Here is a 13881-nt window from a genome sequence, read left to right on the forward strand (position 1 = left end):
CCTCGACGGTCCGGGGTTCCCCCGCCGAGCACAGGCCGGTCAGGGCACGAAGCGGTAGCCCATGCCCGCCTCGGTCAGCAGGTGCCGCGGATGCGCGGGGTCGGGCTCGAGCTTCTTGCGCAGCTGCGCGAGGTAGAGGCGCAGGTAGCCGGTGTCGGTGACGTGCGCGGGGCCCCAGATCTCGGCCAGCAGCGAGCGGCGGGTGACCAGCTTGCCCGCGTTGCGGATGAGGATCTCGAGCACCTGCCACTCGGTCGGGGTGAGCCGCACGGAGACGCCGTCCCGCGTCGCGCTCTTGGCCACCAGGTCCACGGTCACCTCGCCGATCACGACCAGCGGCTCGCCGTCGGCCGGCTGCACCCGCCGCGAGAGGGCCCGGATGCGCGCGAGCACCTCGTCCATCGAGAACGGCTTGGTGACGTAGTCGTCCGCGCCGGCGTCGAGCGCGCCCACCTTGTCGGCCGCGCCCGTCCGCCCCGACACCACCAGGATCGGCGCGCTCGTCCAGCCGCGCAGTCCGTGGATGACCTCGACCCCGTCGAGCCGTGGCATGCCGAGGTCGATCATGTAGAGGTCCGGATGCTCGTCCACCGCGCGGTTGATCGCCTCGGTGCCGTCGCCGGCTGTCACCACGTCGTATCCGCGGGCGGTGAGGGTGATGCGCAGGGCGCGCAGGATCTGCGGGTCGTCGTCGGCGATCAGGATCTTCATGCGGCTCCTCCGGAGTCCTCGTGCGGAGCGGTGCCCGACCCGCCGTCGTGCGGGGCGGCAGGAGCGACGTGAGCCGCAGGAGCAGCGGCAGCAGTCTCCGGCGCCAGCGGCAGCGTCACCACCATCGTCAGCCCGCCCCCCGGAGTGTCCTCCGTCTCGAGCGTGCCGCCCATCCCCTCCGTGAACCCCTTCGAGAGCGCGAGGCCGAGGCCCAGGCCCGTGAGGTTGTCGTCGTCGCCGAGCCGCTGGAACGGCACGAAGATCTCGGCGCGCCGCTCCTCGGGCACCCCGGGGCCGTGGTCGACGATCCGCAGCTGCGCGCTCCCGCCGAAGGCGCTGGCGGCCACGCGCACCCGGGTGCCGGACGGCGCGTAGCGGACGGCGTTCGCGAGCAGGTTGACCACGACGCGCTGCAGCAGAACCGCGTCGGCGAGCAGCGCCGGGCCCTCCGGATCGAGGTCGAGGTCGACCTCGCCGGGACCGAGCCCGAGCTCGTCGAGCGCGGGGAGCACCACGTCGGCGGCGTCGAGCGGGGCGAGCGCCACGGCGAGCGCCCCCGCCTCCAGCCGCGTCACGTCGAGCAGGTCGGTGACCAGCGCGGCGAGCACGGTGAGGCTCTCGTCGGCGGTGGCGAGCAGCTCCTCCCGGTCGCGCTCGCTCCAGACCACCTCGGGCGAGCGCAGTCCGCTGACGGCCGCGGTGGCCGCGGCGAGGGGCCGGCGCAGGTCGTGGCTGACGGCCGACAGCAGGGCGCTGCGCACCCGGTCGGTCTCGGCCAGCGGAGCGAGGGAGCTGGCCGTCTCGCTGAGGGCCGCGTTCTCGAGCACCGAGTCCAGCTGGGCGGCGACGACCTGGAGCAGCCGCCGCTCGCTCCCCTCCAGCTCGCGGCCGTGCAGCTCGAGCACCGCGCCCTCGCCCACCGCGATGCGCGCGGGATCGCCCTCCGGCTGCGGCTCGCCGTCGGCCGCGACGAGCTCGCCGCCGCGCAGCAGCCGCACGCCGGTCAGCCCGAACGCCTCGCGCGAGCGCTCGAGGATCGCCTGCAGCGCCCCCTGCCCGCGGATCACGCCGCCCGCGATCGTCGCCAGCAGCTCCGACTCCGCCCCCGACCGCTTGGCGGCCCGCGCCCGCCGGGCCGCGCGGTCGACCACGGCGCTGACGAGCGCCGCGTTCAGCACGTAGAGCACCAGCGCCAGCGCGTGCAGAGGCTCGTCGACGGTGATCGTGTAGAGCGGATCGACGAAGAAGAAGTCGAGGGTCAGCCCCGAGAGCACGGCCGCGAAGAGGGCCGGCCAGAGCCCGCCGACCAGCGCGACCACCACCACCAGCAGCTGGTACGAGAGCACGTCGCTCGTGATCGACTCGTCGCTGCGGAGGCTCGAGAGCAGCCAGGTCACCAGCGGGCCGCCCACGAGGGCGAGGGCCAGTCCCAGGAGGCGGCGCCGCAGAGTCAGGGCCCCGTCGAGCCTCGGCAGCACCGCGGTGCGCCCGGCGGCGGAGTGGCTGACGATGTGCACGTCGATGTTGCCGGACTCGCGGATCACCGTCGACGCGGTGCCGGGCGTCAGCGCCGAGGCGAGGCGGCTCCGCCTGCTCACGCCGATCACCAGCTGCGTCGCGTTCACCGAGCGGGCGAACTCGACCAGCGTCCGCGGCACGTCCTCGCCGACCACCTGGTGGTAGCTGCCGCCGAGCTTCTCGACCAGCACCCGCTGCGCCTCGAGCACGTGCGGCCGGGGAGTGCGGAGGCCGTCGGGGGTCACCACGTGCACGGCGAGCAGGTCGCCCCCGGAGGCACGGGCCGCGATCCGCGCGCCGCGCCGCAGCAGGGTCTCCCCCTCCGGCCCGCCGGTGAGGGTCACGACCACGCGCTCGCGCGCCTCCCAGGTGCTGTCGATGCCGTGCTCGACGCGGTAGTCGCGCAGCGCGCTGTCGACCTCGTCGGCGAGCCAGAGCAGCGCGAGCTCGCGCAGGGCGGTCAGGTTGCCGAGCCGGAAGTAGTTGGACAGCGCCGCGTCGATGCGCTCGGGCGGGTAGACCCGGCCGTCGGCGAGGCGGTCGCGCAGCGCCTGGGGCGCCAGGTCGACGACCTCGATCTGATCGGCGGCGCGGAGGACCGCGTCCGGGATCGTCTCGCGCTGCGGCGCTCCGGTGATCGCGTGCACCACGTCGTTGAGCGACTCGATGTGCTGGATGTTCACGGTCGAGAAGACGGTGATGCCGGCGTCGAGGAGCGTCCGCACGTCCTCCCAGCGCTTCTCGTGCCGGGAGCCGGGGGCGTTGGTGTGCGCGAGCTCGTCGACCAGCGCGACGTCGGGCCGGCGGGCGAGCACCGCGTCGAGGTCCATCTCGTCGAGCAGCACACCGCGGTGCTCGACGGCCCTCCTCGGCACGACCTCCAGCCCCTCGACCATCGCGGCGGTGGCGGAGCGGCCGTGCGTCTCGACCACGGCCACCACGACGTCGCGACCCTCGGCGGCGAGCCGGCGGCCCTCCTCGAGCATCGTGTAGGTCTTGCCCACTCCGGGCGCGGCTCCGAGGAGCACGCGCAGGCGGCCCTTCGTCATGCTCCCGGCCTCCCCTCGTGCTCGCGGCTCCGGGGCGTCCCGGGCTCGCGGGACCGGCGTCGATCCGCTCGATCGGACGGTCCCGACGAGCCGATCGCGATTCTACGAGCCGGAGGCGCCACCGGAGCGGTCACAGCCGCGCGAGAGCGGCGTTGAGCTCGAGCACGTCCACCGTCGGCTCGCCGAGGTACCCGAGCTCGCGGCCCGCGGTGTGCTCCTCGACCAGCGCGCGCACGGCGCTCACGTCGAGCCCGCGGGCGGCGGCGACGCGGGGCGCCTGCAGCTGCGCGTAGGCGGGGCTGATCGCGGGGTCGAGCCCCGAGGCGGAGGCGGTCAGCGCATCGGCCGGAACCGCGGCCGGGTCGACGCCCTCGAAGGCCGCGATCGCGGCCCGGCGCTCCTCGACGGACGCGACCAGGTCGGCGTTCTCGGGGCCGAGGTTGCTGCCGGTCGAGGCCGCGGCGTCGTAGCCCGCGGCGGAGGGACGCGACTGGAACCACTCCGGCAGGGGCGCTCCGTCGGCGTCCGTGAACGACTGGCCGATCAGCGACGAGCCGATCACCGCGCCGTCCTGGCGCAGCAGCGAGCCGTTCGCCTGGGCGGGCAGGGCGAGCTGCCCGATCCCGAGCACCGCGAGCGGGTACGCCGCTCCCAGCAGCACGGTGAGCACGATCATCGCGCGCAGCGCGACACCGTAGGGACGGAACATGGTCTCTTCTCTCTGTCTTCGGTGGTCGGGACGGGCGGGTCAGAAGCCGGGGATCGCGGCGACGATCAGGTCGACGAGCTTGATCCCGAGGAACGGAGCGATCACTCCGCCCAACCCGTAGACCAGGAGGTTGCGGCTGAGGATGCGCGAGGCGGCGACCGGGCGGTACGCCACTCCGCGCAGCGCGAGCGGGATCAGCACGACGATCACCAGCGCGTTGAACACGATCGCCGAGAGGATCGCCGAGGCCGGCGAGTGCAGCTGCATCACGTTCAGCACCGCGAGCCCGGGGAAGACCCCCGCGAACATCGCCGGGATGATCGCGAAGTACTTCGCCACGTCGTTCGCGATCGAGAACGTGGTGAGCGCGCCGCGGGTGATCAGCAGCTGCTTGCCGATCCGCACGATGTCGATGAGCTTGGTGGGGTCGGAGTCGAGGTCGACCATGTTGCCCGCCTCCTTCGCCGCCGAGGTGCCGGTGTTCATCGCCACGCCCACGTCGGCCTGCGCGAGGGCCGGGGCGTCGTTGGTGCCGTCGCCGGTCATCGCGACCAGCGCGCCGCCCTCCTGCTCGCGCCGGATCAGGGCGAGCTTGTCCTCGGGGGTCGCCTCGGCGAGGTAGTCGTCGACTCCCGCCTCCGCCGCGATCGCCTTCGCGGTCAGCGGGTTGTCGCCCGTGATCATCACGGTGCGGATGCCCATCGCGCGCAGCTCCGAGAAGCGCTCGGCGAGCCCGTCCTTCACCACGTCCTTCAGGTGCACGACGCCGAGCAGGCGGGCGCCGTGGGCGTCCTTCACCGCGACGACGAGAGGCGTGCCGCCGCTCTCCGAGACGCCGTCGACGAGCACCGTGAGGCGCGCCGCGACCGCGGAAGGCAGCGGCCCCTCCTCCTCCACCCAGGCGCGCACGGCCGAGCCGGCGCCCTTGCGGATGGAGGAGCCGTCGGGGAGGTCGAGCCCGCTCATCCGGGTCTGCGCGGTGAACGGCACCACGGCGGCCTGAGCGGGCTCGACGGCGGGACGGCCCGAGTCGCCCGCGAGGTCGACGATCGACTTCCCCTCGGGTGTCGGGTCGCTGAGCGAGGAGGAGGCGGCCGCGTCGACGAGGGCGGCCTGCGCCACTCCGTCGAGCGGGAGGAACGCCACCGCGCGGCGGTTGCCGTAGGTGATGGTCCCCGTCTTGTCGAGCAGGAGCGTCGTGACGTCGCCCGCCGCCTCCACCGCCCGGCCGGACATCGCGAGCACGTTGCGCTGCACGAGCCGGTCCATGCCGGCGATGCCGATGGCCGAGAGGAGGGCGCCGATGGTGGTCGGGATGAGGCAGACGAGCAGGGCGACCAGCACCGGGACGCTCACGGAGGCTCCTGCGAACGAGGCGATCGGGTTCAGGGTCAGCACGACCACGACGAACACGATCGAGAGGCTCGCCAGGAGGATGTCGAGCGCGATCTCGTTCGGCGTCTTCTGCCGCGACGCGCCCTCGACCAGGCCGATCATCCGGTCGACGAAGGTCTCGCCCGGCCGCGAGGTGATGCGCACCACGATCCGGTCCGAGAGCACTCGCGTGCCGCCCGTCACCGCGCTGCGGTCGCCCCCGCTCTCGCGGACGACCGGCGCCGACTCGCCCGTGATCGCCGACTCGTCGATGGAGGCGATGCCCCAGACGATGTCGCCGTCGCCGGGGACGAGGTCGCCCGCCTCCGCCACGACCACGTCGCCCAGCTGCAGCTCGGCCGAGGAGACCTCGACCAGGCGGGCCGACAGGGCGGAGGGGTCCGCGGGGTCGTAGTCCGTCACGCGCCGGGCCGGAGTGCTGGTGCGGGTGGCGCGCAGGCTCTCGGCCTGCGCCTTGCCGCGGCCCTCGGCCACCGACTCCGCGAGGTTCGCGAACACCACGGTGAGCCAGAGCCAGATCGCGATGCCGCCCGTGAAGGTGACGGGCACCGTCGATCCGCCCGACTCCTCCGGCCCCCCGAGGAACGGCTCGGCGATCGCCAGCACCGTGGTCAGCACGGCGCCGACCTCGACGATGAACATCACGGGGTTGCGCCACATCAGGCGCGGATCGAGCTTGCGCAGCGCTCCGGGGAGGGCGGCGGCGAGCTGGCGCGGCCCGAGGGCGGCGCGGGTGGGGCGCGCGGGTTCCGCGGGGGCCTCGGTGAGTGCAGTGGTCATCGGAGTCGCAGTCCTTCCGCCAGGGGGCCCAGCGCGAGTACGGGGAAGTAGGTGAGCGCGGTCACGACGACCGTGACGCCCACGAGGAGGCCGACGAACTGCGGCCGGTGGGTGGGCAGCGTGCCGGCGCTGGAGGGCACCGGCGACTGCGCTGCGAGCGAGCCGGCCAGGGCGAGCACCAGCAGGATCGGGAGGAAGCGGCCGAGGAGCATCGCGACGCCGAGCGCCGTGTTGAGCCAGGGCGTGTTCGCCGTCAGCCCCGCGAACGCCGAGCCGTTGTTGTTGGACGCGGAGGTGAAGGCGTAGAGCACCTCCGAGAGTCCGTGCAGCCCGGGGTTCAGGATCGACGTGCTCTCCACGTCCTCCCGCACCGCCGGGATCGCGAAGCTCAGGGCCGTGCCGGCCAGCACGAGCGTCGGCGTCACGAGGATGTAGAGGCTCGCGAGCTTGATCTCGCGCGGGCCGAGCTTCTTGCCCAGGTACTCGGGCGTCCGGCCGACCAGCAGCCCGCCGACGAACACGGCCAGCACCGCGAGCACGAGCATCCCGTAGAGGCCCGAGCCGACGCCGCCGGGGGCGACCTCGCCGAGCATCATGTTGAGCATCGGCAGCATGCCGCCGAGCGCGGTGAAGGAGTCGTGCATCGCGTTGACGGCGCCGGTCGAGGTGAGCGTCGAGGCGGTCGCGTAGAGGGCGGAGCCGGCGATGCCGAAGCGCGTCTCCTTGCCCTCCATCGCGGCTCCGGCGGCCTGCGCCGCGGATCCGCCGCCCGCCGCCTCCAGCGCGGTGAGGGCCGCGAGCGACACGACGAAGATCGTCGCCATCGCCGCGAGGATCGCGCGCCCCTGCCGCACGTCGCCGACCATCCGGCCGAAGGTGCGCGGCAGCGAGAACGGGATCGCGAGGATCAGCACGATCTGCAGCAGCGACACCCACGCCGAGGGGTTCTCGAACGGGTGCGCGGAGTTGGCGTTGAAGTAGCCGCCGCCGTTGGTGCCGAGCAGCTTGATCGCCTCCTGCGAGGCCACCGCGCCGCCCGGGATGCTCTGCTCGCCGCCGGTGAGCGTGGTCACCGTCAGCGGGCCGTTCAGGTTCTGGATCACGCCGCCCGCGATCATCACGACCGCTGCCGCCACCGCGAGGGGCAGCAGGAGGCGCAGCGTGCCGCGCACGAGGTCGACCCAGAAGTTGCCGAGCGTTCCGGAGGAGCGGCGCGCGAATCCGCGGATCAGCGCCACCGCCACGGCCAGGCCCACGGCCGCCGAGACGAAGTTCTGCACGGCGAGGCCGCCGAGCTGCACCGCGAAGCCGAGGGTCGCCTCCGGGGAGTAGGACTGCCAGTTGGTGTTGGTGACGAACGAGACGGCGGTGTTGAACGCCAGCCCCTCCGGCACCGCGGGCAGGCCGAGGGAGCCGGGCAGGACCGCCTGGAGGCGCTGCATCCCGTAGAGCAGGAGCACGCCGACGAGCGAGAAGGCCAGCACGGCCCGGAGGTAGGCGCGCCAGCTCTGCTCGCCCGCGGAGTCGACGCCGATGAGGCGGTAGACGCCGCGCTCGAGGGCGAGGTCGCGCGTCGAGGTGTAGACGCGGAACATGTGGTCGCCGAGGGGGCGGTGGAGGAGGGCGACGGCCAGGCCGACGGTCGCGACCTGGAGGACGGCGAGGAGCGGATCCATCAGAAGCGCTCCGGTCGGATCAGGGCCGCGACGAGGTAGACGACGGCGGCGAGCGCCAGCACGGCCGCGAGGGCGTCGAAGACGATCACCGGCCCGCCTCCTTCTCGCGGGTCCCGCGGGTCGCCGAGGGGGGCGGTCCGCCCAGCCGCTCGACCCCCTTCGCAGCGAGAGCGATGAGCGAGAAGAGGGCGAGCACGCCGAGGAGGTAGGCGAGGTCGAGCACGGAGGACTCCATCCGGGGAGCGGACGACGCCCGGGACCGGACGCCTGCCGGGAAGCGGCACAGGAAGCGATGCAACACCTCGCGGGGGCCCCTCGGAGCGGTCCTCACGGTTCCCCTACGGCCCGGCCCGGAGTCCTCGCGTTTCCCTCACGCGGACGGCGGCGGGCGCCCGGCGGAGGGGCGCGAGCCGGGCGGGAGCCGAGCGGTGAGAGCGTTCTCCCCCAGCAACGGCGGGGGTCGACGTCCCGAAGATCACATTTCGGCATCGCCTGGACAAATTCGCCGCCCGCGCTTTACTCCCCCCGATCGAAGGAATATGTTCTCTCCGTGGACAAAGCCCCTCGGGGCTCTCCCGCCCTCCCGGGCGACGACACGACGACGTGCGCCACACGTGCACGCCTCTTGTCGTCCTCTCCCTCGGACACTGCTTTCAGAGAGGAATGCACTCCATGAAGTTCTCCCGCGGCATCACCACGCTGGCCGCCGCCGGCATCATCTCCCTCGGCCTCGCGGCCTGTTCCGCGAGCCCCGCCAACTCCGGAGGCGCCGCTGCCGGCGCCGGCGCGGAAGGCGACTGCACCGTCGGCATCTCGATGCCCACGCGCAGCCTCGAGCGCTGGATCAACGACGGCGAAGGCCTCCAGTCGCAGCTCGAGGGCGACGGCTGCACCGTCGACCTCCAGTACGCCGACAACAAGACCGATCAGCAGATCTCGCAGATCCAGAACCAGATCGCCGGCGGCTCCAAGATCCTGGTCATCGCCGCGATCGACGGCGAGGCGCTCGCGCCCGTCCTCGCCGAGGCGAAGAAGCAGAACGCCACCGTCATCGCCTACGACCGTCTCATCAACGGCACCGCGGACGTCGACTACTACGCGACCTTCGACAACTACAAGGTCGGCCAGCTCCAGGGCCAGTACATCGAGTCGACCCTCGACCTGAAGAACGCCGCGGGTCCCTTCACCCTCGAGCCCTTCGCCGGCAGCCCCGACGACAACAACGCGAAGTTCTTCTTCTCCGGCGCGTGGGACGTCCTGCAGCCCTACATCGAGAGCGGCAAGCTCACCGTCCCCTCGGGCAAGTCGCCCGCGTCGGACGACGACTGGGCCTCGATCGGCATCCAGGGCTGGGCCTCCGACAAGGCGCAGTCCGAGATGGACAACCGCCTCTCCTCCTTCTACACCGGCGGCCAGAAGGTCGACGTCGTGCTCTCCCCCAACGACAGCCTGGCCATCGGCATCGAGGCCTCGCTGAAGTCGGCCGGCTACACCCCCGGCGCCGACTACCCGGTCATCACCGGCCAGGACGCCGACAAGGCCAACGTCAAGGCGATCCTCGCCGACGAGCAGTCCATGACGGTCTGGAAGGACACCCGCACCCTCGGCGACCGCGTCTTCCAGATGGTGCAGTCGATCGTCGCGGGCGAGGAGCCCGAGGTCAACGACACCGAGACCTACGACAACGGCGAGAAGGTCGTCCCGTCCTACCTGCTGGAGCCGCAGGTCGTCACGAAGGACGACGTGCAGTCGGTCCTCGTCGACTCCGGCTTCCTCAAGGCCGGCGACGTCGGACTCTGATCCGTCGGGCGGGGGCGGGGAGGAGCGATCCTCCCCGCCCCCGCCTCCCCGTCCGCACACCACTCCCCCCCCAACGAAGTGAGGCCCTGTTGGCCAGTCCCATCCTCATCATGCGCGACATCGTCAAGGAGTTCGGCGGCGGCGTCCGCGCCCTCGACGGCGTCTCGCTCTCGGTCCAGCCCGGCGAGGTCCACGCCATCTGCGGCGAGAACGGCGCCGGCAAGTCGACCCTGATGAAAGTCCTCTCCGGCGTGTACCCGTACGGCAGCTTCGAGGGCACCATCGAGTTCGAGGGCGAGGAGGCGCAGTACCGGTCGATCAACGACAGCGAGGCCGACGGCATCGTGATCATCCACCAGGAGCTCGCCCTCAGCCCCTACCTCTCCATCGCCGAGAACATCTTCCTCGGCAACGAGAAGTCGACCCGCGGCGTCATCAACTGGAACGCGACCAACGCGGAGGCGGCCAAGCTGCTCGCCCGCGTCGGCCTCGCCGAGAGCCCCGCGACCAAGATCCTCGAGCTCGGCGTCGGCAAGCAGCAGCTCGTCGAGATCGCCAAGGCCCTCGCCAAGGAGGTGAAGCTCCTCATCCTCGACGAGCCCACCGCCGCCCTCAACGACGAGGACAGCGACCACCTGCTCGGCCTGATCGACCAGCTCCGCAAGCAGGGCATCACCTGCATCATCATCAGCCACAAGCTGAAGGAGATCCGCGCCATCGCGGACACCGTCACGATCATCCGCGACGGCCGCACCATCGAGAGCTTCCCGATGGCCGGCGAGGAGGCGTCCGAGAGCCGGATCATCCGCGCGATGGTCGGCCGCGACCTCAACAGCATGTTCCCGCCGCGCGACCCGCAGATCGGCGAGGAGAAGCTGCGCGTCGAGAACTGGACGGTCCACCACCCGGTCGACATCAACCGCGTGGTCGTCGACGACGCCTCCTTCACCGTCCGCGCCGGCGAGATCGTCGGCTTCGCGGGCCTGATGGGTGCCGGACGCACCGAGCTCGCGATGAGCATCTTCGGGAGGAGCTACGGCACCGGCATCTCCGGCCGCGTCTACAAGGACGGCGAGGAGATCCAGACCCGCACCGTCGACGAGGCCATCCGCAACGGCCTCGCCTACGCGACCGAGGACCGCAAGCGCTACGGGCTCAACCTCATCGGCGACATCACCGTCAACGTCTCGGCCGCCGCGCTCTCGCGCCTGGCCCGGCTCGGCGTGATCGACAAGCACCGCGAGTACAAGGTCGCCGACTCGTACCGATCGAAGATGAACATCAAGGCGCCGACCGTCTCGGCCGTCACGGGGAAGCTCTCCGGCGGCAACCAGCAGAAGGTCGTCCTCTCGAAGTGGATCTTCTCCGGTCCCGACGTGCTGATCCTCGACGAGCCCACCCGCGGCATCGACGTGGGAGCCAAGTACGAGATCTACGGGATCATCAACGAGCTCGCGGCCCAGGGCAAGGCGGTCGTCGTCATCTCGTCCGAGCTGCCCGAGCTGATCGGCCTCGCCGACCGCATCTACACCATCTCCGAGGGACGGATCACGGGCGAGATCGATCGCGCCGACGCCACCCAGGAGCACCTCATGCACTACATGACCGCCGGAAAGGAACAGGCCCGATGAGCGCCACGACCACCACAGCGCCGGCGGACACGCCCGCCAACACGCCCTCCACCCCGCCTAAGCGCTCGCGCCGGCTGAACATCAACCTCCGGCAGTACGGCATCCTCGCCGCACTGGCCATCATCATCCTGCTCTTCCAGGTGCTGACCGGCGGGCGCCTGCTCCTGCCCGGCAACGTCAACAACCTGATCCAGCAGAACGCCTACGTGCTGATCCTCGCGATCGGCATGGTGATGGTCATCATCGCCGGCCACATCGACCTCTCGGTCGGCTCGGTCGTGGCGATGGTCGGCGCCATCTCGGCGATCGCGATGAACAACTGGGGCCTGCCCTGGTGGGCGGCCGTCGTCGTCGCCCTCGTCACCGGCGCTGCCGTCGGAGCCTGGCAGGGCTTCTGGGTCGCCTTCGTCGGCATACCGGCGTTCATCGTGACCCTCGCGGGCATGCTGATCTTCCGCGGCTTCACCCTCGTCCTCCTCACCGGCGGAACGATCAACGGCCTCCCCACCGAGTTCACCGCGATCGGCGCCGGCTGGCTCCCGGGCGTCCTCGGCGGCATCGCCGGGCGCGACGCGCTCACCCTGGTCCTCGGCCTGATCGTCTGCGTCGTCCTCGTGGCCCAGCAGCTCCGCAGCCGTGCGACCCTCCGCCGCCTCGAGCTGCCCCGCGAGCCCATCGGCTCGCTGGTGGCGAAGTCGGCCATCGCCGTCATCGCGATCATGGCCCTCTCCTGGCTGCTCGCCGGCTACAGCGGAACCCCGATCATCCTGATCGTGCTCGCCGTGCTGATCCTCGCCTACAGCTTCGTGCTCGGCCGGACGGTCTTCGGCCGCCACATCTACGCGATGGGCGGCAACCTGTTCGCCGCGATGATGTCCGGCGTCAAGACGAAGTGGGTCAACTTCTTCATCTTCGTCAACATGGGCGCACTGGCCGGAGTCGCGGGCATCGTCAGCACCGCCCGCGCCGGCGGTGCGGTCGCCTCGGCCGGACAGAACTACGAGCTGGACGCGATCGCCGCGGTCTTCATCGGCGGCGCCGCCGTCCAGGGAGGCGTGGGCACCGTCGTCGGAGCCGTCATCGGCGGACTCGTGATGGGCGTGCTCAACATGGGCCTGTCCATCCTCTCGGTCGACGCGGCCTGGCAGATGGCGATCAAGGGCTTCGTGCTCCTGCTCGCGGTGGCGTTCGACATCTTCAACAAGCGCCGCGCCGGCGGCCGCTAGACGAACGCCGGGCGCCGCCCAGCGGCGCTCCTCGTCCTTCTCTTCTACAGTTCTCGGGCGCGGCTTCTCCTCGGGGGAGCCGCGCCCGAGTGCATCCGAGACCCGTCGGGGTCCAGCGACAGGCAGGCGATCATGGCAGGAGCAGTCGGAGCCTCCAGCAACGCGCTGCTGCGCCGCACGAACCTCGCGAGCCTCGCGACCCTGGTGCACCGCTCCGGTCCCACCAGCCGCGCCGAGCTCGGCCGCCTCACCGGGCTGAACCGCTCCGCCGTCGCGAACCTCGTCGGCGAGCTGAGCGAGCTCGGCTGGGTGGCGGAGGAGACCACCGCGCCCGACGGCCGCATCGGCCGCCCCAGCGCCACCGTCGTCCCCGGCGACCGGTTCGCGGCCGTGGGCGTCCACCTCGACACCGACGCGATCATCGTCGGCCTCGTCGGGCTGCACGGCGAGCTGCTCCGCCGCGTCCGCTTCGACACCCCCAAGCCCGCGAGCCCCGCCACGGTGGTCCGCGTCGTCACCGGAATCGTCGAGGGCTTCCGCTCCGAGCGGGAGTCGCTGCGCACGCTGGTCGGCGCGGGCGTCGCCGTCCCCGGCCTCGTCCAGGCCGACTCCGGCTTCGTCCACCGCGCCCCGCACCTGGGCTGGCGCGACGTCGACCTCGCCACCCAGCTCAGCCGCGCCCTCGACCTCCCGGTCGCCGTCGGCAACGACGCGACCCTCGGCGCCATCGGCGAGTCCCTCTTCGGAGCCGCGCACGGCGTGGCCGACGTCGTCTACGTCACCGGCGGCGCGGGCGGCATCGGCGGAGGAGTCATCATCGGCGGCGTCCCGCTCCAGGGCTCCTCGGGATTCGCGGCCGAGCTGGGCCACACCCTCGTCGCCACGAACGGCCGCCTCTGCGGCTGCGGCCGGCGCGGCTGCCTCGAGGCCGAGGTCCGGATGCGCTCCCTCCTCGACGTCCTCGGCGCCCGCGTCCTCGACCAGGACGAGCTCGACATCGCCCTGGGCACCTCCCGCGACCCCGCCGTCCTCGGCGAGGTCGCCCGCCAGGTCGACCTGCTCTCGGAGGGCCTGTCCACCTACATCAACCTCTTCAACCCCACCGCGGTCGTGCTCGGCGGCTTCCTCGGCTCGCTGCTCACCGTCGACCGCGAGCGCCTCGCCGCCCGCGTCTCCGCCCGGGCTCTGAGCGACCTCGCGCGCGGCGTGCGGATCGAGCGGGCCGCCCTGCGCTCGAGGCTGGAACTCGTCGGCGCCGCGGAGCTACCCTGGCGGCGGGCGCTGGCGGATCCCGCCGCCGTCACCGGGGGCGCACAGCCGCCGGGTGGGAGCAGCAGCCGCGAGGACGCTCTGGGCGCCCGCGCCTGACCCCGGCACTCGAGTGCC

At 72.1% G+C, this 13881-nt stretch carries 11 protein-coding genes; 4 read left to right on the top strand and 7 right to left on the bottom strand.

Going from position 1 to position 13881, the window contains the following annotated elements; all coding sequences use genetic code 11:
- Window positions 1–39 precede the first annotated feature (39 nt).
- The 7 genes from C5C50_RS07950 to C5C50_RS16935 all read right to left on the bottom strand — a co-directional run bounded on the left by C5C50_RS07950 (window position 40) and on the right by C5C50_RS16935 (window position 8073).
- Window positions 40–711 carry a response regulator gene (locus C5C50_RS07950; protein WP_104222647.1) on the bottom strand — a complete coding sequence of 224 codons (672 nt, stop codon included), beginning with the start codon at window positions 709–711 and terminating at the stop codon, window positions 40–42.
- Window positions 708–3278, bottom strand: coding sequence for an ATP-binding protein (locus C5C50_RS07955; RefSeq protein WP_104268829.1), 2571 nt, complete (start codon window positions 3276–3278; stop codon window positions 708–710). Before C5C50_RS07955 ends, C5C50_RS07950 begins: the two co-directional genes overlap by 4 nt.
- 130 nt (window positions 3279–3408) lie before the next feature.
- A complete protein-coding gene (kdpC, locus tag C5C50_RS07960; RefSeq protein ID WP_104225770.1) occupies window positions 3409–3987 on the bottom strand; it encodes a K(+)-transporting ATPase subunit C in 579 nt (192 codons plus the stop codon).
- A gap of 39 nt (window positions 3988–4026) precedes the next feature.
- Window positions 4027–6162, bottom strand: a complete 2136-nt coding sequence (kdpB, locus tag C5C50_RS07965) for a potassium-transporting ATPase subunit KdpB (RefSeq protein WP_104273223.1) — start codon at window positions 6160–6162, stop codon at window positions 4027–4029.
- Window positions 6159–7838 carry a potassium-transporting ATPase subunit KdpA gene (gene kdpA, locus C5C50_RS07970; RefSeq protein ID WP_104268826.1) on the bottom strand — a complete coding sequence of 560 codons (1680 nt, stop codon included), beginning with the start codon at window positions 7836–7838 and terminating at the stop codon, window positions 6159–6161. The genes kdpB and kdpA overlap by 4 nt, the downstream gene beginning before the upstream one ends.
- Complete coding sequence (gene kdpF, locus C5C50_RS07975) at window positions 7838–7927, bottom strand: K(+)-transporting ATPase subunit F (protein ID WP_068209492.1); 90 nt, start codon at window positions 7925–7927, stop codon at window positions 7838–7840. Before kdpF ends, kdpA begins: the two co-directional genes overlap by 1 nt.
- Entirely contained in the window at window positions 7924–8073 is a 150-nt protein-coding gene (locus C5C50_RS16935) for a hypothetical protein (RefSeq protein ID WP_167299012.1), read from the bottom strand. Before C5C50_RS16935 ends, kdpF begins: the two co-directional genes overlap by 4 nt.
- 437 nt (window positions 8074–8510) lie before the next feature.
- On the opposite strand from C5C50_RS16935, the gene chvE reads away from it, so the two are divergent.
- From chvE to C5C50_RS07995, 4 genes are all read left to right on the top strand, one after another.
- Window positions 8511–9638, top strand: a complete 1128-nt coding sequence (gene chvE / locus C5C50_RS07980) for a multiple monosaccharide ABC transporter substrate-binding protein (RefSeq protein ID WP_374952918.1) — start codon at window positions 8511–8513, stop codon at window positions 9636–9638.
- 110 nt (window positions 9639–9748) lie between these two features.
- On the top strand, window positions 9749–11269 hold the full coding sequence (gene mmsA / locus C5C50_RS07985) for a multiple monosaccharide ABC transporter ATP-binding protein (protein ID WP_104222653.1): 1521 nt from the start codon (window positions 9749–9751) through the stop codon (window positions 11267–11269).
- On the top strand, window positions 11266–12495 hold the full coding sequence (gene mmsB / locus C5C50_RS07990; protein ID WP_104222654.1) for a multiple monosaccharide ABC transporter permease: 1230 nt from the start codon (window positions 11266–11268) through the stop codon (window positions 12493–12495). The genes mmsA and mmsB overlap by 4 nt, the downstream gene beginning before the upstream one ends.
- A gap of 132 nt (window positions 12496–12627) precedes the next feature.
- Window positions 12628–13863, top strand: coding sequence for an ROK family transcriptional regulator (locus C5C50_RS07995; protein ID WP_104222655.1), 1236 nt, complete (start codon window positions 12628–12630; stop codon window positions 13861–13863).
- The last annotated feature ends 18 nt before the right edge of the window (window positions 13864–13881 follow it).

Source organism: Rathayibacter sp. AY1D9, assembly GCF_002932395.1.
Classification (GTDB): Bacteria; Actinomycetota; Actinomycetes; order Actinomycetales; family Microbacteriaceae; genus Rathayibacter.